The organism is Paenibacillus sp. FSL K6-3182, from assembly GCF_037976325.1.
GTDB lineage: Bacteria > Bacillota > Bacilli > Paenibacillales > Paenibacillaceae > Pristimantibacillus.
On the sequence record NZ_CP150265.1, the window covers coordinates 7,508,172 to 7,530,979 of the forward strand.

Sequence of the window (22,808 nt, forward strand, 5' to 3'; positions counted from 1 at the left end):
CTTCACGTTATACGGACATAACCCTATAGATCCTGCTCTGCGGTCAGTTAAACCACCAAAAAAGTAGCTGGTTCTTCACAAAAATCACATTTGCGCGGTGGATCCCAATCTGCAAACTGTGTTTCCTTCAGATCTACTACGTCTGGTGCATCCTCATACTCATCTACAAAACGGTCCAATGCTTTCTCAATATGCTCTTTACATACACAATACATCGTCTGCACGCTTCCTATCCCTAGTTGATGGTCGTCCTTATTGTCTATACACAGCATATCAGAAAACGCCTCTCCATGTGAAGACGACAATTTTCGTATTATCTCCGCACGATCCCTTTCCCAGTATGCTCCCCACATCCACGCACAAAAAAAACCGCAGCACACAAATGGGCTACCATTTGCATACCGCGGCTCCTTCGAGCTATTCCTAAAATTCCAGCTCAATAAGCTTGAACTAACCAAGCTTTATCCAGCGCTTATGCACTCGAACTTATTCCTCATCTGTCTTCTCAGCCAGCTTAAACTTCGTAACCTTCAGCTTCCCATCACGGTAAAAGCTAATCTCAATCTCGTCACCAATCTTCTTCTGTTGGTACAAATATTTGCGAAGGTCCATCGTACTGCTGATCGGATGACGATCCAGCTTAACAATCACGTCATTGAACAGCAAACCTGCATCCTTAGCAGGGCCAACCGCTTCAAGCACGATTACACCATCGTAAACCTCATCTGGCAGCGTAAGCTTCTGTCCGCCCTCAAGAATCTGATCATCACCTGGGTTAGCCTCTTCTTCGTCATGAGGAACATCGCCCTCCGGCAAAATTCCGCCTTCGCCAGGATTGCTGTATGCATCCTCAAAGTCCTGCTGCTCCCAATACTGCTCCAAGTCCATCGTGTATACGCCAAGATACGGACGCGGCACATGGCCCAGCTTGATCAAGCTTTCAACAATCGGCATAGCTAGATTGATTGGGATAGCAAAGCCAATGCCCTCTACGCCAAGATCAGCTATTTTCATACTGTTGATGCCAACTACACGTCCATTCAAATCGATCAGCGGTCCGCCGCTGTTTCCTTGGTTTATGGATGCATCAATTTGAATAACCTCTTGTTCCCAGTCGTACACTCCATCTTGATTAAGTGATACTGGTACAATTTGTCTTGTCTTGCTCACGCTGCCCGTGGTCACAGACTCTCCGAGTCCGAGCGGGTTGCCGATCGCAATAATATATTCAGCAGGGCGAAGCGCAGACGAATCGCCAATTTCTGCAACGACTTCAATTCCTTTTGCGTCAATTTCCAGCACTGCAAGATCCGTAATTTGATCTTTACCGACAATACGTGCCTCACGCGCTTCTCCATTCATCAGTACAACCTTTACCGCTTGTGCCTGATCAATGACGTGGTAATTCGTAATAATAATCGCTTTGCCATCCTTCTTGCTAATGATGACACCTGAGCCAACACCCGCTTCACGAAGTGTACCTTTGCCTTCTTCTTTTTCCGGCTGCGATTTGTCTTTTCCAATTCCAAGAGAGAACATTTGCTGATTAATGACGCTTACGACGGCCGGTCTTACTTTCGCTGAAGCCTGTATAGGACGCTCAAGCGGATCAATCACTTGTATACCACCCGTTACCGGTGCACCGCCGCCGCCGCTGGTCGTACCACTGCCTCCGCCGCCAAACACAGCACCGAACAACAACGTTGCAGCTACCGCGCTCGTGATAGAAGATACAAATGCAATACGAACGTTGGACCACTTGCGTCCACCGCTCTTATATCGAAATGCAAAGTCTCCTTTCTTACTCTCGCGAGCAGCACGCTTGGATACTTTGGTTGAATAAAAATCGTCGTCGAATAAGCTCATTACTATCGCCCCTCTCAAAGTCCCCTACATCAAGACTATTTTTTTGAATCTAGGAATGTTTTCGGAAGAAATGACTAAAATAATAATAGAATCATGCGATGCTTATCCGAAGTTTTTTGTTGCGCTTCAAAATTCGTTCCACTAAAGGAGAAATGCTTATATGAAAGCCAAAACGCCAGTCGCTTGGGAACATGTTCAGCTTGCTGCAAAGCTAGCAGATTTAAAGGATGATCACTACCGTACCGTTCTCACCTTAAGTGCGATGCTAGAATTGTTTATAGATAAGGGCATACTTACTAGAGAAGAGCTAAGTGCTAAAGCGGATGTGCTTGATGCACAGCTGGAATCCCTTATTTCTGCTTCACTACATCCCATGACGTAGGTCGGTCGTGATAGGTTGCGCGTAGAGGATGTTCTTCTTTCTTATAAAATATTCCATGGTCCTCTAATATAGTATTCACGGTCAGCATTGCCAAATCCATTAAATTATGGTCAAGGCTCAAATGAGCCAAATAAACGCGTTTTGTTCGATCTGTCATGAGCTCTAGCAGCGCTTCGCCTGCAGCCACATTGGATAAATGGCCAACATCGCTCAATATCCGGCGCTTCGTATTCCACGGATAACGCCCCATACGAAGCATTTCCGTATCATGATTGGCCTCAAGCACGAGCACATCGGAATCAATAATTTGACGTTTGACCTTTTCACTTACATAACCTAGGTCAGTAGCTAGACTCAGCTTCTCGCCATTCTCTACAAAGCAATAACCTACAGGCTCTGCCGCATCATGCGAGATCGGGTACGATTGAATGGCCATTGAACCGAGGTTGACCTCTTCACCTGTTTCCATAAACACTCGCTTCTCTGGAGCAATCGTGCCAACATGCCTCTCCATTGCAGCCCACGTTGCCTCATTTGCATAAATGGGCAAATCATATTTCCTTGCAAAAGCACCCAATCCCTTAATATGATCGGAATGCTCATGTGTGACGAACAGCCCGTCCAATTGATGACCCATTACTCCGCGCTCGCGCATAAGTTCATCCAGCTTCTTCGCGCTCATACCGGCATCTACAATGACCATCTTGTCATTCCCCTGAACAATGGTTGCATTGCCGGTCGAGCCGCTTCCTAGTACTGTAAATCGAAGTCCCATAATTGCTTTTTCCTGTCCCTTCTCCTGCTCCCGTTAACGTAAACCGTTCGCTGCCGCTTCCCCTTGCTCATCATCCGTTGCAACCTCGCCGCTGATGGCATGCACGTAAAACAGATGGCCGTCCTCCAGCATAACACGCCATGACGGCACCGATACTTGACGCTCCGAATCAAAGATTTGTCCTTTATAGCCAAGCTGGATATCGGTAATGACCGCACCATCGGGTAAATAAGTTTCAATCAAGCTCGCTACCACCTTGGCAGCTGGCAGCACCTGCTTGGCTTCACCTGATCCGAGCAGCTCTACGCGATCCTGCAAAAAAGAAGTAATCTTCTGATCTTTAATATAAAGCTTCAGCTTCACATCAAACATCGGACGTCCTTCTACTACTCGATAAAAAACAGACTCGCCTACGCTGCTGTTCAGCAAATCAAATGCATATTGATCAAGCTCAGGAATACGATCTCCCAGCGTCTTTATTAATTCTTTTTTGGAATAGATGATCGTACTATCCACCGGTTCTTTCAATATGACTGGTTCCGCATTTTTGCGGCTGTCAGAGTGGAGCAAATAAGTTAAGTCCTTGAGCTCAGGTGTTTCCAGCGATAGATTGGCTTCTAACGAAATTCGCTTCTGCTGCATGAGCAGTAACTTATCCTGCGGCAGCTCCGCCGTATTTACATTAATGTTCAACTGTTCCCTGATATCCAGCCATAGCTGATAACCAAGTAATACATTGAGCAGCAAAAACGAAATAATAAGCACGTTTTTCGCTCGTCCCCAATCCAATCGCCTTCACCTCCTGCTTTTGTATCCTATTTCTATGGTCCATTAAGCGAACGAATCTGGCTCGCACCCACTGATAAGCTTACAGCTCCTGCAGCATTAGCTGCTGTTGCTGTCGTATCATTTGGCTTCTCTGAATTGCCATCAGCCTCACCTTGCACAGCGTCCTCATCCTTCTGCTCAGGCGGTGTAAATCCGCTTCGATAAGCCTCTACCAATATTTCTTCCGTACCGTCTTTCAAGCGAACAGCCCATACCGGTATGAACCGAAGTCTGTTCTCATCGATCTGAGCTGCTTGCAGCGCTGGGAACAAAGCTGTCACTTCGCTGCGTCTATCGTAATTACTGAGCGTTTTCTCCAGCTCTTCCCCGCCTGACAACCAGCGAACATTCCTCGATTCCGACTGCGCTCCAAGCGTAATAAGTGTTCTCGAATATTCGGTTACGACACCTTGCTGAAGCCTTAATCTCATGTACCCATAGCGGAACGGCTTCGTATCCATAACAGGATACTGCTCGACATATTGCTTAAATCTAATATCCTTGCCTTCGCTGCCCGGCATAGCATTCACAAAACGATGTGTGCCGTCCCATCCGCCATGCTGATTGACAAAATCTACTGAGGCATACACATTGTCGCTAAGCAAGTTTTCCGTAATTTGCGGAGCGCTTGGATCTGTATAGCTGATCCACTTGCCGTTCTGTTCTACCTGCAATCCCCGCTTGCCGTCTGTATAAATTTGCGAACCGCCTCGGTCTTCAATTGCTCTTGTTGTGCTTTGATCGAAGAATAAGCTTCGTTTCATCAAATCTGGCGAATACGTCTCGTAAGGAAATACGATTTCCGTTGACTGAATTGGCGCAACCGGAATATAGAGGCCGTCTGCTGTCATGGTGTACTTAGGCTGGAACTGCCCGAACCCCACATAGTCCTGCACATCGCGTACCGTTAGATCCGCACGAACGGACTCATAAACCATCTCGCCATCAGCGCTAAAAAAGAACGTTCGAATTTCCTCGGTGCCCGACGTCTTGAAAATCCAGATGCGGTCAATCGTTTCGTTCAAGAACAGCAAATCGCCTTCCAGCTTAAGCAGCTTCTGCAGCAGCTCTACTGGAATGCCGTTATCAAAGCGAAGCTCGATACCGATATCGTTTTTGCGAATTTCTTCCCAGTTGAGCACATCCGAAGGGCTTCGCTGGAACCCTTTAAATTCTCTACCCTGAATGCGCTGGTTAAGAATCATCTCGTAGAACTGTGTTCCCGGATAGATGATGGTATGCTTATTACCGCCCAAGTGGATAACTAACGCTTCTGGAAAAATAACACTCTCTACGCTTGTCGGTTTTCCTATTGGCTCCGAATTCACATAATCCTGATCGCTTCTTACCGTAGCGCCAAGACCAGGCATGCTGTAAGCAAGCAAATAGCTTTGAAGGAGACTAAGCACAACTAGCAGGATAAGCGTTGTTGTCTTTATTTTTTCTTTCATGCCAGCTCGCCCCCTTCCTGTAGAAGTGGTAGAGTGAATGTAACCGTAGTTCCTTCATTTAGCTCGGAATCAAGTGAAATCGTACCGCTATGTGCCTTCACAATTTCCCGGGCAATCGAAAGCCCAAGGCCGGTTCCGCCCATGTTGCGTGAACGTGCTTTATCTACACGATAGAAGCGGTCAAAAATACGATTCAAATCCTTTTTCGGAATTCCAATGCCAGTATCCTTCACACTAATTGAAAGTGATGCCGAATCGGCCGGCTTCTTCGCCGTTAATTCAATCGTTCCACCGTCCAGCGTATATTTGATTGCATTGGAGAATAAATTATCAAGCACCTGATCGATCTGATCGCGATCCAGCCAAGCGGACTCCAGCCCTTGATCAACGCTCACTGCGGCTTTAATCGACTTCTGCCTAAGCTGAAATGAGAAACGATCAGCCACTTCATCAAGCATGTCATGAACATTTGTCTGTCTGCGGCGCAGCGGCGCTTGGTTTGAATCGAGCCGCGACAAATGCAGCAGATCAGTAACAAGCCGAATCATCCGCTCCGTTTCATTGCGAATAACGCCAACAAACCGCTCGGATAACTCCCGTTCATCCAGCGCACCGTCATTAAGTGCTTCTGCATAACTCTTAATTGTAGTAAGCGGTGTACGCAGCTCATGCGATACATTCGCGACGAACTGACGCCGCGATTGCTCAAGCTTCTCTTGCTCTGTCACATCCTGCAAGACAGCAATCGTTCCGGTAATGCCCTTATCCCGACGATGAATAGGCGTAAAGGTTACTTTTAGCAGCCCTTCATCATTATCGTTCATCTCCTGCCCATCCTCATCACGTTCAATAAGCAGTGTCTGACCGCGCCCTTGCTGCAGCTCTTCGAGCCGCTCCTCGGATAGATCGAACAGCTCGGACAACTCAAGTCCTTCACAGGAGCGTACGTCGAGCAGTTCTAATGCTCTCCTGTTCCATACGATGACCTTGCCGTTCTCATCCGCTGCAACAACGCCATCGCTCATGTTGGAGAGAACGGAATTCAGCTTCTCATTTTCCTCTTCATTAACCGATAGGGCTTCTTTAAGCCGAATCGTCATATCGTTGAAGGCAACGCTCAAGCTGCCAATCTCATCATCGCCAAGCACAGGCACCTGCAGATCGAATTTCCCTTGTGAAATCGCCTCTGCTTGCCTCGTCAGACCTTGAATCGGGCTCGTAATGGTATGAGCAAGCAATATGCCAAGCACACCCGTGAGACCAAGCGCAATAAGCGTCCCTGAGAAAAAGATCTGATTGACCCTGTTGACGGTCTCATACAGCTCATTCATAGACGCAACGACATATACAACCCCAACCACCTTGTTGTCATTAATCGTCACTGGCTGGGCAATCATCTTTTTGCGTGTATTATCATCATCTATAATTTCTTGCTCATTGTCTGTAATGTTCTGAAGTGCCCGGCTTACAGCAAGCGACTTGTTCTTCTGGCCAATATAGGCTTCGTTGCTTTGAACGGACGTTGCTACCATCTTCCCGTTCGAATCAAGCACCTGCACCTCGGCGCCGCTAATGCTGAACAGATTGCGAACGACCAAGCTAAGATCCTCTGTCGTGCTTTCCGCAGAATCACCCTCAGTATCTGGTTTAGCCGCTAAGCTTGGAGCTGCAAACTTAGATAAAATATCCGCTTGCTCCTTCAAATTTTTCGTGAAGCTGTCAATTAAGGAGTTTTTGACCGTACTTATAAAATAAACACCGATCAACTGCATAGCCACCAATATAAGCAGCAAATAGATGATGACCAGCTTTACTTGGATTGTGCGAAAAAAACTTTTGCCCTTCATCCTGGGCCGAAGCCTCCGGACTTGGAGTTGCGCATCATATAGCCGAGACCGCGCCGTGTCATAATGTACTCAGGGCGACTTGGATCATCCTCAATCTTCTCGCGCAATCTTCTAATCGTAACATCAACCGTTCGCACGTCTCCGAAATACTCAAATCCCCATACTGCTTGAAGCAAATGCTCCCGCGTCATTACCTTGCCGCTGTTGCGGGCCATATAATAAACGAGCTCATACTCACGATGTGTCAGATCAAGCGGTACGCCGTCCTTATAAACGACATACATATCAGTATCCACAAATAGGTTGAACAGCTTAAAGCCCTGCTGCTCCTGCTCGGCGGAATGATCGGCAGTGCCAGAATGATCACCGCTTGCAGCTTCTTCTGTCTTTTGCTGCCTGCGCAGATGCGCCTTCACTCGCGCGAGCAATTCCCTTGTGCTAAATGGTTTTGTCACATAATCATCAGCGCCCAGCTCAAGCCCAAGCACCTTATCAATTTCCGTATCCTTGGCCGTCAGCATAATGATTGGCATTTGCAGCTTGGCACGAACCTCGCGGCATACATCCATACCGTCCTTTACAGGCAGCATCAGGTCCAGCAAAATAAGATCAGGAAGCTCCTCGAACGCAAGCCGAACCGCCTCACCGCCATCGAAAGCGCAAATAACTTGATGCCCTTCCTTCTCCAAATTAAACTTTATAATATCTGCAATCGGCTGTTCGTCATCGACCACTAATATTTTTCCGTGCATCGCTACACCCGCCCGTCGCTTGTCCTTTTTATTACCTTCTATTTTAACACTGTTATCCCTTGCTTCACAATGAAACTTCCCTCATGTTGAAAGGTTTTTCCTCAGTCCGCCATCACTGCATGAATCAGTTAAATACTCCATGTCCATACACATCATTTATATACGCAAAAAAAAGAAACACTTCGCTTATAGCAAAAGTGTTTCTCTCTAGTAAATTATGGGTATATGTTATAAGTACTTTAATGGATTTTGCAAAACGCCGTCCTTGTGTACTTCAAAATGCAAATGAACGCCAGTAGAGTTTCCTGTACTGCCCATGATAGCAATCTTTTCACCCTTCTCAACAATATCCCCTACTTTGGTATTGTAAGAGCTAAGGTGACCGTATACGGTTTTGTAGCCGTTCTTATGATTGATAATAACCGTTTTGCCTAGACCTGGCTTCGTTCCAACAAACTCAACTTTTCCTGTATCGGATGCAAGAATGTTCTTGTTGCCAGTAAGGTCAATACCGTTATGCATGCGTCCCCAACGTTTCCCGAACTTACTAGTCATTCTAGATCCGGAGACAGGCATTGCAAAACGTCCTGATCCTTCTCCCAAAACAACCTTCGTTCCTCGTTCAACAATTTTTGGAGTCGCTTCTTTAATTACTTCTTTCGTGAGAAGCTCTTCGGATACGACGTAACCGTTTTGCTTCACGATGCGATAAGTCATTCGTTTGGATCCAGCCGTACCATTTGCTATCGTCTTCGACTCGCCTACACGCATGCTCGCATTTTTCTTAATTTCAACGGGTGGTTCTATCGTTTCAACTTCAACTAAATTCTCGGTTGTCTTTACTGTGAGCTCCGGTTGGAGCACCGTTAGATCTAGAACATCGCCAATCGTTATCTTATCATCTTTAATCCATGCATTATTCTTATAAATAACCTCTGGGGAAATATCAAATTTCTGTGCGATACAGCCAACGCAATCGCCTGCTTGTACCGTATATTTAGTTGGTTGAATACTGCCTTGAACGAGCATCTTATAAATGGCTTCTGCTTCCATGATCTGTTCTGGATCGGTATCGATTGATTCCATCATTACCGCTTCAATGAATTCAACTTCTGTCACTTCACGCCCAGGCTGCTTAGAGGCTGCCTTTGAATCAAGCGCTGGCGGCTTTGCATCTTTTGCATTGAACGAAAGCGACTTCACTTCCTTTGCTTCCTTCTTCGCTGCGGCAAGCTTCGGTGCAAACTTGCTTTGCACGCGCAATAAAACTTCATCTGCTGTCTGTTGGTCTTTCACTATACCGATGACTTTTCCATCAACCTTCACTTCGACACCAACCGCATGAGAGGTAAACAACCCTTCAAGCTTGTCCAGCGTACCAGCAGTTTCTGGAGCTCCTTTGAATGCATGATCAGGCTCATAGGTAATTGTTCCTGTATCAAGCACCATGTTAATGCCCGGGTTAGCTTGCTGAACCTCTTCGGTTTCCAGCAAAACTAGCTGCTCTACTTCTTGTGGATCACTTACGGTTCCAACGGCTGTTCCATTCATATATACGTTATAAAATTCGACTGTGTTTGCTTGAACATATTGGATTCCGCTAAATCCGGCTACTGTGAGGAGTACGAGCGCCCCGCCCGCTAACTGAACCGGCTTTTTTCGCCAAAACGGCTTGTTTGCCTGATCACTTGCGGATTGTTGCTGTGTCTTGCCATCCAGTTGTTGCGATCGGTCATGCCGAAAGTACTGAATCGCTTGATTCCATACTTTCTGAATCCGACCCTTGTCCCTGAAAACGGTCATGATTGTCTCCTTTTCGCGCTAATGCAACTTTTTTTCCGATTTCCGACATAAAAAAAGACGAATTATCCTGTCGGATCGTTCGCCTAATACTGTAACATATGCCCAACAATTGGAGCAACCTTTACACCCTATTCACAATATTAATATTTTTTCAGAATCTCCATCATTTGCCCATATTCGGTCTTGTCGAGGTGCTGTGCCATTATTTGTTGAATCTCTGTCAACTCTTGTTCTGTCAACCCATTTTCGATATATTGAGAGATTGTTTGCCACGATTCTTGCGGTAATTTTGTCATAAGCAGACTGAATAACTTTTCCTTATCCTCATCGCTCATTTGATCCTTTACCTCAGTCAAATCATCCGTTGTCATCGCTGTCTCGGTATCATCAACACCTGCTGTTCCCTCTTCAACACTGCCATCTTCAGGTTTTGCTCCACTTCCTGCTTCGGTGCCCCCGCCAATGCCCATATCGGTAAGCGGAGCATCCGTTGCTTGGCCAAAGGCGTCGATGGCTGCCGGTGGATCAGCCTGCTCATTTTCACCTGCATCTGTTGCTGGAGTATCCTCACCATCAACTATAGTCTTCTTCTCTTCTTTATCTGCAATATCCGTCGTTACTAGCGGATCTGCTCCCCATAGTTTGCCCCATACGCCTGACATTGCCATCGGCGGCACTTCAAGCGGTAAATTGAATTGTTTTAATATCGTTTCCACATAGCTGGTTACAATATATCCCGTCGTCCAAATGGATAAGAAGCTTACGATTAATCCTGCTGCTACAATTTTCGCCAGCCATTCTACTTTTTTCAACATTGCCGCACCAATCCCTTCGTCCAGCAGCTGACAAATTGTTATTTAGCAGCTGCAATTGCCATAATCTGTTATATACCATTATGGTCAACATTAGGGACAACCATTCTTCTAAACTCTATTAATTTCCTATAAATTACGTGTTTAAAAGCGAGTTTTCAACATTTTTATATACAAAAAAAAAGGATGGCCCGCAGGCCACCCTTTGTAAGAAACATTTTATTCGTAAATCGGACGAACCGGATTTGTTTGCTCACGGTTACGGCCAACGGAGAAGATCGCAATTGGAATACCTGTAAGCTCGGATACACGGTTCAAGTAATTGCGTGTATTCACTGGAAGATCCTCAAGTGTTTTCGCGCCAGAGATATCCTCTGACCAGCCTGGGTGCTCCTCGTAAATCGCTTCGCACTCTGATACCATTTTGAGGCTTGCTGGGTAAGTATCAATCACTTCGCCGCGCAATTTGTAGCCTGTGCAAATTTTAACTGTTTCAAGGCCTGTAAGAACGTCTAGCGAGTTCAGAGAAAGACCTGTAATACCGCTAACACGGCGTGCATGACGAACAACTACCGTATCGAACCAGCCAACGCGGCGTGGACGACCTGTTACTGTACCGTATTCATGGCCTTTGTCACGAATCATTTGACCGATTTCGTTGTCTTGCTCTGTTGGGAAAGGACCATCGCCTACACGAGTTGTGTATGCTTTAGCAACACCAATAACTTGCTGGATTTTTGACGGACCAACGCCAGAACCGATACAAACTCCGCCAGCTGATGGGTTGGATGATGTTACGTACGGATAAGTTCCTTGGTCAATATCGAGCATAACGCCTTGAGCGCCTTCGAACAAAACCTTCTGACCAGCATCGATAGCATCGTTTAGAATAACAGAAGTATCTGTTACATATTTGCGAAGCACTTCTGCATAACCAAGATAGTCGGCAACGATGGAATCCGCATTAAGATGCGCTCCGCCATATACTTGCTCAATCAATTGGTTTTTCTCGATGATGATGCTGCGAACTCTGGATTCAAATTCCTCAGCATCCATCAAATCAGCAATACGAATGCCGTTGCGTGCCGCTTTATCCATGTAGCAAGGGCCGATCCCTTTGCGAGTTGTGCCGATTTTATTATCGCCTTTACGATCCTCTTCAAGACCGTCAAGCACAAGGTGATAAGGCATAATGACATGAGCGCGATCGCTAATTTTCAAATTATCAGTAGAGAAGCCATTTTCGTGAATATAGTTAATTTCGTCAATCAGAGCTTCCGGATTAATAACCATTCCGTTACCGATGACGCAAGTTTTATCATGATTGAAAATACCCGATGGAATCATCGTCAATTTATATTTTTTGTTATCAATAAGAATGGTGTGTCCGGCATTGTTTCCTCCTTGGTAACGAGCGACGACGTCGGCTCCCTCTGCCAAGTAATCAGTGATTTTGCCTTTACCTTCGTCTCCCCACTGTGTACCAACTACAACAACCGTAGACATAATTATACCCCCGTCCGGTGTTTATAAGCACCGAAAATTACCGTCCCAATGCTTTATACACCAGCAAACCTTTAATAAAAGGGCCCGTGTCACAAGTCAAAAGACAGCATTAATAGTGTAGCAGTCCAACATCGAGAAGTCAAACTAAAAACGAACAATTGCATAACTACACATGCAATTGTTCGGATATTCACGACGCTTGCATCGGATCTTGATGCGCGCGATCGATACTTACGAATTTATTGTACTTTTTGAGAAACACGAGCTCAACCGTGCCTACCGGTCCATTCCGCTGCTTCGCGATAATGATCTCGATAATATCTTTTTTCTCAGATTCTTTGTCGTAATAATCATCCCGGTAAAGGAACGATACGATATCAGCATCTTGCTCGATAGATCCCGATTCCCGAAGGTCGGACATCATCGGACGTTTGTCTTGCCGCTGCTCAACGCCCCGGCTTAGCTGAGAAAGTGCAATAACGGGAACTTCAAGCTCACGCGCAATTTGCTTCAGTGTACGTGAAATTTCGGAAACCTCTTGCTGCCTATTCTCGCCCGCTTTACCGCGGCCGGAGATCAGCTGCAAATAGTCTATCATGATCATGCCTAACCCTTTTTCCTTCTTCAAGCGACGGCATTTGGCGCGAATTTCTGCGACCGTAATGCCCGGTGTATCATCAATAAAGATTTGTGCCTCCGAAAGCGACCCAATCGCCATCGTCAGCTTTTCCCAGTCATCGCCTTCAAGATGCCCTGTCCGCATCCGCTGGGCGTCTACATTTGCTTCTGCGCAAATCATACGCTGTACAAGCTGTGCCGCTGACATCTCCAGACTAAAGATCGCGACGGTCTCGCGTGCGCGAACGCCGACATTTTGTGCAACGTTAAGCGCGAATGCCGTTTTACCTACAGAAGGACGGGCAGCAACGATGATCAAGTCGCTTCGCTGGAAGCCAGCCGTCATCCGATCCAGATCGGTAAATCCGGATGGAATGCCTGTTGTGCCGCCTTTATCCTGGTACAGCTGCTCTACCTTCTCGAATACCTCCATCAATACGTCTCTAATGGAGATGAACCCGCTGCCGGAGCGGCGGTTCGATATTTCGAGAATTTGTTTCTCTGCATCTCCGAGAAGTACACCTACATCCTCCGAATTCGCATAACCATCGGATACGATGTTGGTTGCTGTGCGAATAAGGCGCCTCAGCATCGACTTCTCTTCTACAATTTGTGCATAGTAGTCAACGTTTGCTGCGGTTGGCACCGAGTTGGCAAGCTTTGCCAAATAGCTTACTCCGCCAATTTCCTCAAGCAAATGCTGATCCTGCAAATGCGCAGTCAAAGTCACGAGATCAACCGGCTGGTTGTTCTCCGCGATTTCAACCATCGCCTCATATATTTGTCTGTGAGGACCGCTGTAGAAGTCATCACTGCGCACGCGCTCCATCGCTGTAATCAAGGCTTCTGATTGCAGCAATATCGCTCCGATAACAGCTTGTTCCGCTTCTAAGTTTTGCGGTGGAACACGATCAAACATCAATTCAGTGCTCATGGGCCCCTCCTAAAGGTTTTCGAAGAAAACCTACATCGTAAGCATACACTAAGGTTTGCGTAGCAAACCTACTTCGTAAGCATATAGCTAAGTTTTTCATAAAAGCCTACTTCGTAAGCATAAGCCAAGGTTCTGTAACAAACCTTGGCTTATACTTTAGACTGCTCTATTCTTCAGACGCCTGCACGTTCAGCTTTGCTTTCACTTCAGGGTGAAGCTTCACAACGACTTGTGTAACACCCAGCGTACGGATTGGATCATCAAGCTCGATTTTGCGTTTATCTACTTTAATGCCTTTCGCCGCTAATGCTTCGCCAATTTGTTTGCTCGTAATGGCACCAAATAGTCTGCCGCCCTCGCCTGCTTTTGTCTTAATTACGATGGTCATCTCTTCAAGCTTCTTGCCTAGTTCTTGCGCGTCCTGCTTTTCCTTATCCTTGCGCTTCTGTTCAGAAGCATGCTGTACTTCAAGCGTCTTCAGATTGCCGTCGGATGCCAGCTTCGCAAGCCCTTGCGGCAATAGAAAATTACGTACATACCCTTCGGACAGATCCTTTACTTGCCCTTTTTTCCCTTGTCCTTTAACATCCTGCAAAAAGATTACTTTCATTCAAATAACCCCTCTTCCTTTTCAATTTCTTCTAACACTTGTTTCAAACGCTCCGCTACTTCCACCACAGAGCCTTCCAGCTGAGCGGCAGCATTCGTCAAATGTCCGCCTCCGCCCATTCTCTCCATGACGACCTGTACATTCATATGGCCTAGTGAACGCGCACTAATGCCAATAAGCCCATCTTGGCGCTCTCCGATAACGAAGGAAGCAAGTATATCCGTCATATTCAGCAGCGTATCCGCTGATTGCGCGATGAGCAGCTGCGAATATTTACGACCGCTTTCGGTTACAGCAATGGCGACATGCTCATAAAGCACCTCAGCATGCTTAATAATTTCGGCCTTGCGTACGTATTCCTCAAGATCCTCTTTCAGCATCCGCTGAATCATCATCGAATCTGCCCCATTACGGCGCAGGAATGATGCCGCTTCAAACGTTCTCGCACCAGTGCGAAGCGAGAAGCTCTTTGTATCCACCGTAATACCGGCAAGCAAAGCTGTTGATTCCCTTACATCCAGTACAACTCGATCATGGATGTATTGCAGCAGCTCCGTTACGAGCTCACATGTTGATGAAGCGTAAGGCTCCATATAAATTAATATCGCATTCGCGATAAATTCCTCACTGCGGCGGTGATGATCGACAACGACAATGCGGTCGGTCTGTGTAAGCAGCTTAGGCTCCTTAACCATCGATACCTTGTGCGTATCAACAACGACAGCGAGCGTCTGAGGTGTAATTAATGCCGAGGCCTGCTCCGGTGAGACAAAGCGTTTGGACAGCTTCTCGTCTTCGCGGATGAGCTCCATCATTTTCTGAATGGCTGGATTTACGCCTTCTAACACAATATAAGCTTCCTTGCCGAACAGCTGCGCTGCCTTCATTACACCGATAGCTGCTCCAATCGCATCCATATCGGGCATTTTGTGCCCCATAATGACTACGTTATGGCTCTCGCGTATCAGATCACGTAATGCATGTGCGACAACCCGTGCGCGTACACGTGTCCGTTTCTCCACCGCATTCGACTTGCCGCCATAGAAGGATTGCCGACTGCCAACCTTCACCGCTGCTTGGTCGCCGCCTCGTCCGAGCGCGATATCAAGACTCATATGCGCCCATTGACCGAGCTCGATTATATGCTCAGCCCCTGCCGCAAAACCGATGCTCAGCGTAACCGGAATTTTGTGATCGCCGGTAATATCTCTAACCTCGTCCAGCACGACAAAACGAGACTGTTCAAGCTGCTTTAACGTTTTTTGATCCGTCACGAGCAGAAAACGATCCGACGTGAGCCTCTTCAAATAAATATGATACTTTTGAGCCCACTCGGTAATTTCCGTCGTCACCTTCGAGAGCATAGAGCTGCGCTGGTGATCGTCGAGACCCTGCGTAACTTCTTCAAGATTATCGATCATTACAATGCCGATAACGAGCTTCTCATCATCGTATTTGCGGCCAAGCTGCCACAGATCCGTAATGTTCTTCACATAAAGAATACGTTCCTTCTGCTTGAAGATCAGCTGATAAACTTGCGAGCCTACTGTCGCTTCAATCGTTCCTTCACGTTCCTTCACTTGCTGCAATGATGGGAACAGCTCCGCAAGCGGAACGCCAATGACGGTTTCCCGCTCCACCATATTAGCAATATAAGGATTATGCCATTCCACCATACGATCCTCGTTATATAAAATAATTCCGAAAGGAAGCTCGCTGACGACATCGTTTCCTGCCTTTTTAACCCGGTAGGACAACGTGCCTAGATACGATTTCAAATCTTTGCGGAAAGCACGTTCTGCCATTATGGTATAAAACAATACCAAGGCCGTGAGCAGTAATCCGAGCAGCCCTAGCAGCCACTCGAACCATGCAAGTCCCACTGACATGAGCACCATCAATGCAAAGGCCCACATTTGATGCATTCCGTGCCATCGTGTAACCAAAAACTTCGGCATTTCCTATCCGCTCCTGTGCTATGGTTTCGTAAACGACTTGCGGATTGGAAAAGCAGTATCCAGCACGCCGATCAAGCTAAGCGGCGGGATCAATAGCACCGGAATCGCAATAAGAATCGGTACCGCTTTGTTCCATCCTCGCTGATGAGCAAGGAAAAAGAAAAATCCGACAGCCTGAAACGCAAAAACATAACTAAGCAGAGGTAACAAGTTCATCAAAGCCACTGCAAAAAAAGAATCGCTCGTCGTCGACGAGAACAGCTCGATTACATAAGTAATTAAATAAAGCACAACGAGTATACGAGGCAAACGCCAATCTTTGGCACGCGTAAACCTAGGCACTTCCGGGCCGCCGCTCCACTTTACAGCTCTGCGAGCTATAAATTGCGATATAGCAGTGAGTACGAAAGCGATAATAATAAAGGTCACAGGAATAGAATTAACCATCGTACGAGCAACAACCTCAGTTAGATCCGAATTCCATTCTGTAGGAAGCAGCTGCTTTGTCATCAGTTCATCGACTGTTGACCTTATAAATGTTCTGAGCTCTTTAATGAGCGAAATATTCAAGAACGCCTCGAATATGATCAACTCAAGCATCAACTGAGCAAGAACGACGACGCTGACCGTCCGAAGAACCTTTGAGGCAGGCGCTTGTTTCATATACAAGTGGCCCATCACAATAGACGGTATGAGGAAAAATAATCCGATAATAAGTGTAGCTGGCCCGCCGATAATAAATGCCAGCGCCCATACCGGAAGCAGATGCAGCACAAAAGACTTTGGCGACAGTATCGTATACAGCACGACATACGGCACCATAAGCAGCAGCATGGTAATTACGTTAAATAGCGGTACTAGAAGGGACAATAATAAAAGGAGTGCCACAAAGCTCCACAGCACTGGTTTCAAGCCGGTTCTCAAACCGTTCACCTCTTGCTTATATAATCTGGTTTCTTACGAAACTTTTACAACTCATTATAGCATAAAAGCTAAACATATCACTCACATTCCAGCAGGCTCACTCTTTAGTCGAACTGTCCGCTTAGGCGCTTCCTATAAAAGAAAAAGACGGAACAGCAAGCTTATTCCGTCTTATTGCTTATTATATTGCCCTGCCTAGTTTGAAAATAGTACCTGAAGACGATCCCAATCGCTGCCGTTTCTTATTTATCCTGAAGCACATTATGCTGCTCCATAATAATTTTTTGGCAGTAATCAATGATTTCACTTCTGCGTACAATGCCAATAAAACGGTTCATATCATCGACAACAGGCACAAAGTTTTGCACCTTCGCCAGCGAGATCAGATCATCCATATTGGCATCAATTCGTACCGTCTTGTTGTTCATTCGAAGCGGTACATCGATTAGCTTCACCTTATTGGTTTGTTCCAGTGATAAGTCAGCATGATTTTTAAAATACCATAACAAATCGCCTTCCGTAACCGTACCTGCATAACCGCCATCATCATTAATGATAGGGACCGCCGTATAGCGATGATACTCCATACGCTCTAGCGTTTGTCTTAACGTTACATCCTGGGTAACACACACAACCTCTTGCTTAGGCAACAAAAAAAACGCGATATTCATTTTTCTTAAACCACTCCGATCCGTTTGCTCTTTCCATTCCCATTGGTCATAAAGCAGCAAGACGGAGCGGAGCAAGCAGCATTAAGGCTGCTTAGTCGTCGTTTCGCTGCTTGATAATGCACCTACATCTTTGACCTTATCTTCATTGTACTTATCAGGCAATATTAAGCTGGAAGCAGGTGTATCTGCATCTAACCAGTTTTTGATCATGGTCTGTACCTTCGACAAATCTTCTTCATCGGCAAAATAATACCAAGCTCCGCCGCTCTTCAAGCGATGTCCGTCACCAAGCAGCGAATGGCTATAGATTTTGCGATCCTTCGCCATGAGCATGATTTGACCCAAATCGACTAGCTGCTGCGGACGCATATCTGTACTGAAATTATCGCCCATAATATCCATAAGCTCAGGAATTTTGGACCATTGATTCATTTGTTTCGCTTTATCCATAAGAAGATTCAAGAAAATCTGATGACGCTCTGTACGATTAATATCGCCGCCAGCATCCTCACGATAACGAACATAGTTCAGTGTATCCTTACCGTTGTAAGTGTCCTGGCCAGCTTTAATGACAAATTTCTCATGATCAGCATCTTTATTCACAATATCCTCTTCGATAGGAAGCGAAATTCCGCCAAGCGTGTCGATCACGTTACGGAATCCTTCAAAGTTAATTGAAGCGTAATATTGAATAGGTGTGTCTAAAAACTTCTCAACCGTGTTCATTGCCATTCCCGCACCGCCAAAAGCGTATGCATGCGTAATCTTGTCCTCTTTATTTTTACCGACGATATCTACATACGTATCACGCGGTATGGAAACCATGAGCATCTCGCCGTCATTTGGACGAACAACCGTATAGATCATCGTATCCGATCGTCCAGTCTCCTTGCCGCGTTGGTCAATGCCGAGCAGCAGGATGGAGAATGGATCTTGTTTCTTATTAATTGTACTCACTGGAACGGGTTCCCGTCCATCGATAGGTTTATAAGATTGCTCAAGCTGCTTCTTTACCTGACCTTCCAGAAACCAATCAAACCCTAGCATAGCCAATGTTCCTCTGTTGAAAAAACCAACAACACCAAGAAGCACTACTGCAGCTGATGCAGCAATTAACCATCTACGTTTATTCATTTTATTCATAATATGATGACTTCTCCTATCTTATCAATTCTTTTATAAATACGCATTCTTTAGTTTAGACGATAATTTGTCGAAACAGGTTACAAACCTTTTACAAAGTTTTGATACCAATTTTGGATAATATTTTATAAAATAAAGAGGTCTACTGAAAATGTATGACGAATACAATCATTGCAAGTATAGGTAAAATAGAAAGGGTGAATCTCTTGAATCAACCTCCATCCTTACAACCAGACAGCTCATCAACGGGACTTGATCCGAAAGTAGCAGGCTTGCTTTGCTACCTGGCAGGTTTTATAACCGGCATTATATTCCTTGTGCTAGAGAAGAAGAGCCGCTTCGTTAGATTGCATGCTGTACAGTCTATCGTCTTATCGGTCGCTTTCATTGCCGCTAATATTTTGTTAGGCTTTATCCCGATAATTGGTTGGCTGCTAGGGATATTGCTTGGTCTAGCCGCTTTCATTGCATGGATTGGCCTCATGCTGCTCACGCTGCAAGGGAAGCTGAATAAGCTGCCTGTCATCGGTGAGTGGTCAGAGCAGCAGGCAAATAAGTTTTAATATCGCCTAAACTACGAAATATAAGGTAAGTAGCAGTAAATCATATCCTTTCTTATATTTCAAAAAAATTGGACGGCCTGCTGCCGTTCTTTTTTTATTGATTTCGAGTTCATAAGAACTATTCATTAAACCAGACAAATAATCTCGTAATCGCTAGGTATCGGCTAATATTGTTCTACTGGCTTCTCTAAATCGGTAAAATTGAGCTTTTGCAGCCGTATAACCCTTTTTCAGCGGTTTGATGAATTGGCAGAAAGTTCGTACTATTAAATAACATCAATTAAATACGAATAAGAAGGATTGTGAACATTTATTATGGGTATAGGACTTAATCTGCTCTTAGTTGCTTTACTAATTGTGTTAACCGCTTTTTTCGTAGCTACTGAATTTGCAATCATTAAGCTTCGTTCCAGCCGTGTCGACCAGTTAGTCGTTGAAGGCAAGAAAAACGCAATTGCCGTTCAACGTGTTGTAAGCAATTTGGATGGTTACCTATCTGCCTGTCAGCTTGGCATTACAATTACAGCGCTCGGACTTGGTTGGTTAGGAGAACCTACCGTTGAAAAACTGCTTCTCCCTCTATTCGAGCAATGGAATCTAAACAGTAATTTGAGTCACATTTTGTCATTTCTAATCGCCTTTCTATTTATCACATTTATCCATGTGGTCGTTGGTGAGCTTGCTCCTAAGAGCATTGCCATCCAGAAGGCAGAGCTTGTCAGCTTCACTGTCGTAAAACCGATTATTCTTTTCTACAAAGTCATGTACCCCTTCATCTGGGTCTTGAATGGATCTGCCAATGCGTTGGTTCGTTTGTTTGGCTTAAAGCCAGCGAAGGAGCATGAGAACGCCCATTCCGAAGAAGAAATTCAAATTATTTTAACAGACAGCTTAGAGAGCGGTAAAATCAACAATACGGAATATGGTTACGTCAATCGGATCTTTGCTTTTGATGAAATTTTAGCTAAAGAAATTATGGTTCCGCGTACAGACATGACCGTCTTATATAAGAACAATACGCTGCAAGAAAACATGGATATTATTCGCAAGGAACAGTATACCCGCTTCCCTGTTGCCGGCGACAGCAAAGACCATATCGTCGGGATGATCAACACGAAGCAATTGTTTCTTCAATATCAAGTAAACAAAGAAATTGATTTGCAAACACTTATACAGCCTGTCATGTCCGTATCCGAGGTGATGCCTGTCAAGACATTGCTAAAACGGATGCAGCAGGAGCGCGTACACTTTGCGATCGTCGTAGATGAGTATGGCGGCACTTCCGGCCTTGTAACGATTGAGGATATTTTGGAGGAAATTGTCGGCGACATAAGAGACGAATTCGATGCCGATGAACGCAAAGATATCGAGATGCTGTCGGATACATCTTATATGCTGGATGGCAAGGTATCGCTTACTGAGCTGGGCGACCTTATAGGAGCTGAGCTTGAGCATGAAGAAGTCGATACGGTCGGCGGCTGGCTGTACAGTGAAATGGAAGAAGCTAAGCCTGGTAAACAATTTGGCTTCCATAATTTGACCTTTACCGTTCGTGAAGTAAGCAAACATCGCATCAATAAAGTTGAGCTGACGATCGGACCACCCATTCGACTGCTCAAACCAGAGGTTGGTTAAAACATAAAGGAAGGCGCACTTGGCGCCTTCCTTTTTTCTTTTTCCCGCATGCTGATCCGGATTCAGGACATTCTAATAAAAAATGTTCAAGAAAGGAACTTATAATGCTTATCAATACTATATTTGGGTTCTTTGTTCCTTGGATTGCCGGTATATATTTGGGTATAAAAAGCCCCAAAACCTTGCTTCTTATTTTCCCTATCGGAGCCGTCTCCTCTTTAGTCATCAACGCAATCGGTTTTCAATTAAATTTTTGGGATTTCACCCCTCTTATCCCAAATGACGAGTCCGTTTCCGCTTTGCCGCTTGATATCGGTCTTTACCCGATTTTAGCATGCTTTATGATCTGGTTAATCAATGCACGCCCTGTGTTAACCATGCTAATTTTGTTCTTGTTCGTACTGGGCACTACACTGCTTGAGTTTATGGCTCTAATCTTTGGCAAAGTATCCTACGGCAACGGCTGGAATATTGGGTATACCTTTTTATCCTACCTGCTGGCTTTCGGTATTGTTTTTATATATTTCAAGCTGCTTAAGCGAAATCGGTTATTATAGCACGTTTTCGCCATTCTTATCCGCTTCATAAAGAATCGAGCGGCTTCTAAACCATTCGAACAGATGAATTACAACGACCTTGATAACTGCATAACCCGGTACAGCGAGTACAATCCCTGCAAGGCCAAACAAGTTGCCCGCTGTCAAAATAACAAAAATAATGGTAATCGGATGGATATGCAGCGTTTTGCCCATGATTTGCGGCGAGATGAACTTGCCTTCGATTAATTGAACAATCGTCCATATAACCACCAACTTCAGGAGCATGACAGGCGAAGTCACCATAGCAACAATTAAAGCTGGTGTAATCGCAATGGCAGGCCCTAGATACGGAATAACGCTTGTGCACGCAGCTACCAGCGCAAGCACAAGTGGGTACTCAAGGCCAATAATTAAGTAACCAATATATAATAGCAGCCCAATACAGAAGCTCACTATAATTTGACCTCGGATATAGCTGCTGACTTGTCCGTTCATCTCTGCCATAATTCGTTTCGTGTGCGGCTGAAGCTTGTTAGGCAGGACACTAACGATCGTTTCCGGCAGCTTTTTCCCGTCCTTTAGCAAATAGAACAATATAAACGGAAGCGTCAATATCGCAAGAATAACCTCTTTAAGTGCACCGACAAAGGAACCCACGCTAGTTAACGTTCCATTCAAAATGGACGTCGCTTGCTCTGTAATATTGGACGTCAGCTTCTCCGGATTTAAATTAAACCACTCTTGTACTTGAATAAATCCAGCGCTATCCATAAACTGCTCGAATTTAACCCGCAATTGCTCACCGTATTTAGGGAAGCTGTTCACGAAGCTCACGGCTTGCCCATTTAATAATGGGATGACGATGACCAGCAAAATTGTAATCAGTCCTGCGCCAACCAGAAACAGCATAATAATAGAATATACCCGTTTGACTCCCTTTCGTTCTAAGAAGTCGACGACTGGATTAAGTAAGTAATAAGCAATTCCCGCCAATATGACCGGCAGCAGCAAGGTCTTGAGCAGCACGGTTAAAGGCGTGAAAATGTATGAAATTTTCGTCAGCACCATAATATTCAGTCCAACAAGCAACAAAACAAGCAGAAATAATACGAACTTATTGTTCAAAATAAATCGCTTAAACCGCTCCGTTCCAGTTTTGCTATTTTCCATGGTTATGCTCCCTCTTTTCTT

At 45.3% G+C, this 22,808-nt stretch carries 21 protein-coding genes; 4 read left to right on the forward strand and 17 right to left on the reverse strand.

What is annotated here, in order from left to right:
• Positions 1-47: 47 nt before the first annotated feature.
• Together MHH56_RS32880 and MHH56_RS32885 are read right to left on the reverse strand one after the other, a co-directional pair.
• Positions 48-215: a CxxH/CxxC protein gene (locus tag MHH56_RS32880; RefSeq protein ID WP_063847536.1), complete on the reverse strand. Its 168-nt coding sequence runs from the start codon at positions 213-215 to the stop codon at positions 48-50.
• Between the two features lie 271 nt (positions 216-486).
• Positions 487-1,866, reverse strand: coding sequence for a S1C family serine protease (locus MHH56_RS32885; RefSeq protein WP_339205775.1), 1,380 nt, complete (start codon positions 1,864-1,866; stop codon positions 487-489).
• Positions 1,867-2,026: 160 nt separating this feature from the next.
• On the opposite strand from MHH56_RS32885, the gene MHH56_RS32890 reads away from it, so the two are divergent.
• Positions 2,027-2,248 carry a hypothetical protein gene (locus MHH56_RS32890; RefSeq protein WP_339205777.1) on the forward strand — a complete coding sequence of 74 codons (222 nt, stop codon included), beginning with the start codon at positions 2,027-2,029 and terminating at the stop codon, positions 2,246-2,248.
• Here MHH56_RS32890 and MHH56_RS32895 read toward each other — a convergent pair.
• From MHH56_RS32895 to MHH56_RS32960, 14 genes are all read right to left on the reverse strand, one after another.
• A complete protein-coding gene (locus MHH56_RS32895) occupies positions 2,217-3,023 on the reverse strand; it encodes an MBL fold metallo-hydrolase (RefSeq protein WP_076266550.1) in 807 nt (268 codons plus the stop codon). The two genes, MHH56_RS32890 and MHH56_RS32895, sit on opposite strands and share 32 nt — an antisense overlap.
• A gap of 33 nt (positions 3,024-3,056) precedes the next feature.
• Entirely contained in the window at positions 3,057-3,812 is a 756-nt protein-coding gene (yycI, locus tag MHH56_RS32900; RefSeq protein ID WP_339205778.1) for a two-component system regulatory protein YycI, read from the reverse strand.
• 32 nt (positions 3,813-3,844) lie between these two features.
• Complete coding sequence (gene yycH, locus MHH56_RS32905) at positions 3,845-5,302, reverse strand: two-component system activity regulator YycH (protein WP_339205780.1); 1,458 nt, start codon at positions 5,300-5,302, stop codon at positions 3,845-3,847.
• A complete protein-coding gene (gene walK, locus MHH56_RS32910) occupies positions 5,299-7,149 on the reverse strand; it encodes a cell wall metabolism sensor histidine kinase WalK (RefSeq protein ID WP_339205781.1) in 1,851 nt (616 codons plus the stop codon). The genes yycH and walK overlap by 4 nt, the downstream gene beginning before the upstream one ends.
• A complete protein-coding gene (gene yycF / locus MHH56_RS32915) occupies positions 7,146-7,901 on the reverse strand; it encodes a response regulator YycF (RefSeq protein ID WP_076266554.1) in 756 nt (251 codons plus the stop codon). The genes walK and yycF overlap by 4 nt, the downstream gene beginning before the upstream one ends.
• A gap of 228 nt (positions 7,902-8,129) precedes the next feature.
• Complete coding sequence (locus tag MHH56_RS32920) at positions 8,130-9,704, reverse strand: M23 family metallopeptidase (RefSeq protein WP_339205784.1); 1,575 nt, start codon at positions 9,702-9,704, stop codon at positions 8,130-8,132.
• Between the two features lie 140 nt (positions 9,705-9,844).
• On the reverse strand, positions 9,845-10,519 hold the full coding sequence (locus tag MHH56_RS32925) for a hypothetical protein (RefSeq protein WP_339205786.1): 675 nt from the start codon (positions 10,517-10,519) through the stop codon (positions 9,845-9,847).
• Between the two features lie 216 nt (positions 10,520-10,735).
• Positions 10,736-12,022 (reverse strand): adenylosuccinate synthase, encoded by a 1,287-nt coding sequence (locus tag MHH56_RS32930; RefSeq protein WP_076266557.1) that lies wholly within the window; start codon positions 12,020-12,022, stop codon positions 10,736-10,738.
• A gap of 190 nt (positions 12,023-12,212) precedes the next feature.
• Positions 12,213-13,574 (reverse strand): replicative DNA helicase, encoded by a 1,362-nt coding sequence (gene dnaB, locus MHH56_RS32935; RefSeq protein ID WP_339205788.1) that lies wholly within the window; start codon positions 13,572-13,574, stop codon positions 12,213-12,215.
• 166 nt (positions 13,575-13,740) lie between these two features.
• Positions 13,741-14,184 (reverse strand): 50S ribosomal protein L9, encoded by a 444-nt coding sequence (rplI, locus tag MHH56_RS32940; RefSeq protein WP_076266559.1) that lies wholly within the window; start codon positions 14,182-14,184, stop codon positions 13,741-13,743.
• Positions 14,181-16,142 (reverse strand): DHH family phosphoesterase, encoded by a 1,962-nt coding sequence (locus tag MHH56_RS32945; protein WP_076266560.1) that lies wholly within the window; start codon positions 16,140-16,142, stop codon positions 14,181-14,183. The genes rplI and MHH56_RS32945 overlap by 4 nt, the downstream gene beginning before the upstream one ends.
• Positions 16,143-16,160: 18 nt before the next feature.
• Positions 16,161-17,075, reverse strand: a complete 915-nt coding sequence (locus MHH56_RS32950; RefSeq protein WP_339205790.1) for a DUF2232 domain-containing protein — start codon at positions 17,073-17,075, stop codon at positions 16,161-16,163.
• Positions 17,076-17,308: 233 nt separating this feature from the next.
• Positions 17,309-17,737: a CBS domain-containing protein gene (locus tag MHH56_RS32955; RefSeq protein WP_076266562.1), complete on the reverse strand. Its 429-nt coding sequence runs from the start codon at positions 17,735-17,737 to the stop codon at positions 17,309-17,311.
• A gap of 81 nt (positions 17,738-17,818) precedes the next feature.
• Positions 17,819-18,880, reverse strand: a complete 1,062-nt coding sequence (locus MHH56_RS32960; RefSeq protein WP_256710808.1) for an LCP family protein — start codon at positions 18,878-18,880, stop codon at positions 17,819-17,821.
• A 206-nt stretch (positions 18,881-19,086) separates the two neighbouring features.
• On the opposite strand from MHH56_RS32960, the gene MHH56_RS32965 reads away from it, so the two are divergent.
• The 3 genes from MHH56_RS32965 to MHH56_RS32975 all read left to right on the forward strand — a co-directional run bounded on the left by MHH56_RS32965 (position 19,087) and on the right by MHH56_RS32975 (position 21,635).
• Positions 19,087-19,443 carry a hypothetical protein gene (locus MHH56_RS32965; RefSeq protein WP_339205793.1) on the forward strand — a complete coding sequence of 119 codons (357 nt, stop codon included), beginning with the start codon at positions 19,087-19,089 and terminating at the stop codon, positions 19,441-19,443.
• Positions 19,444-19,758: 315 nt separating this feature from the next.
• Entirely contained in the window at positions 19,759-21,078 is a 1,320-nt protein-coding gene (locus MHH56_RS32970) for a hemolysin family protein (protein ID WP_076266563.1), read from the forward strand.
• Positions 21,079-21,182: 104 nt separating this feature from the next.
• A complete protein-coding gene (locus MHH56_RS32975; protein ID WP_339205796.1) occupies positions 21,183-21,635 on the forward strand; it encodes a CBO0543 family protein in 453 nt (150 codons plus the stop codon).
• Here the strand turns inward: MHH56_RS32975 and MHH56_RS32980 are convergent.
• Entirely contained in the window at positions 21,630-22,787 is a 1,158-nt protein-coding gene (locus tag MHH56_RS32980; protein WP_339205797.1) for an AI-2E family transporter, read from the reverse strand. The genes MHH56_RS32975 and MHH56_RS32980 overlap by 6 nt on opposite strands.
• Positions 22,788-22,808: the final 21 nt, after the last annotated feature.

Bases quoted from the DNA above. Each gene is read 5' to 3' on its own strand.
- MHH56_RS32880 (WP_063847536.1), bottom strand. From the start codon at position 215: ATGTATTGTGTATGTAAAGAGCATATTGAGAAAGCATTGGACCGTTTT.
- MHH56_RS32885 (WP_339205775.1), bottom strand. From the start codon at position 1,866: ATGAGCTTATTCGACGACGATTTTTATTCAACCAAAGTATCCAAGCGT.
- MHH56_RS32890 (WP_339205777.1), top strand. From the start codon at position 2,027: ATGAAAGCCAAAACGCCAGTCGCTTGGGAACATGTTCAGCTTGCTGCA.
- MHH56_RS32895 (WP_076266550.1), bottom strand. From the start codon at position 3,023: ATGGGACTTCGATTTACAGTACTAGGAAGCGGCTCGACCGGCAATGCA.
- yycH (WP_339205780.1), bottom strand. From the start codon at position 5,302: ATGAAAGAAAAAATAAAGACAACAACGCTTATCCTGCTAGTTGTGCTT.
- walK (WP_339205781.1), bottom strand. From the start codon at position 7,149: ATGAAGGGCAAAAGTTTTTTTCGCACAATCCAAGTAAAGCTGGTCATC.
- yycF (WP_076266554.1), bottom strand. From the start codon at position 7,901: ATGCACGGAAAAATATTAGTGGTCGATGACGAACAGCCGATTGCAGAT.
- MHH56_RS32920 (WP_339205784.1), bottom strand. From the start codon at position 9,704: ATGACCGTTTTCAGGGACAAGGGTCGGATTCAGAAAGTATGGAATCAA.
- MHH56_RS32925 (WP_339205786.1), bottom strand. From the start codon at position 10,519: ATGTTGAAAAAAGTAGAATGGCTGGCGAAAATTGTAGCAGCAGGATTA.
- MHH56_RS32930 (WP_076266557.1), bottom strand. From the start codon at position 12,022: ATGTCTACGGTTGTTGTAGTTGGTACACAGTGGGGAGACGAAGGTAAA.
- dnaB (WP_339205788.1), bottom strand. From the start codon at position 13,574: ATGAGCACTGAATTGATGTTTGATCGTGTTCCACCGCAAAACTTAGAA.
- rplI (WP_076266559.1), bottom strand. From the start codon at position 14,184: ATGAAAGTAATCTTTTTGCAGGATGTTAAAGGACAAGGGAAAAAAGGG.
- MHH56_RS32945 (WP_076266560.1), bottom strand. From the start codon at position 16,142: ATGCCGAAGTTTTTGGTTACACGATGGCACGGAATGCATCAAATGTGG.
- MHH56_RS32955 (WP_076266562.1), bottom strand. From the start codon at position 17,737: ATGAATATCGCGTTTTTTTTGTTGCCTAAGCAAGAGGTTGTGTGTGTT.
- MHH56_RS32960 (WP_256710808.1), bottom strand. From the start codon at position 18,880: ATGAATAAAATGAATAAACGTAGATGGTTAATTGCTGCATCAGCTGCA.
- MHH56_RS32970 (WP_076266563.1), top strand. From the start codon at position 19,759: ATGGGTATAGGACTTAATCTGCTCTTAGTTGCTTTACTAATTGTGTTA.
- MHH56_RS32975 (WP_339205796.1), top strand. From the start codon at position 21,183: ATGCTTATCAATACTATATTTGGGTTCTTTGTTCCTTGGATTGCCGGT.
- MHH56_RS32980 (WP_339205797.1), bottom strand. From the start codon at position 22,787: ATGGAAAATAGCAAAACTGGAACGGAGCGGTTTAAGCGATTTATTTTG.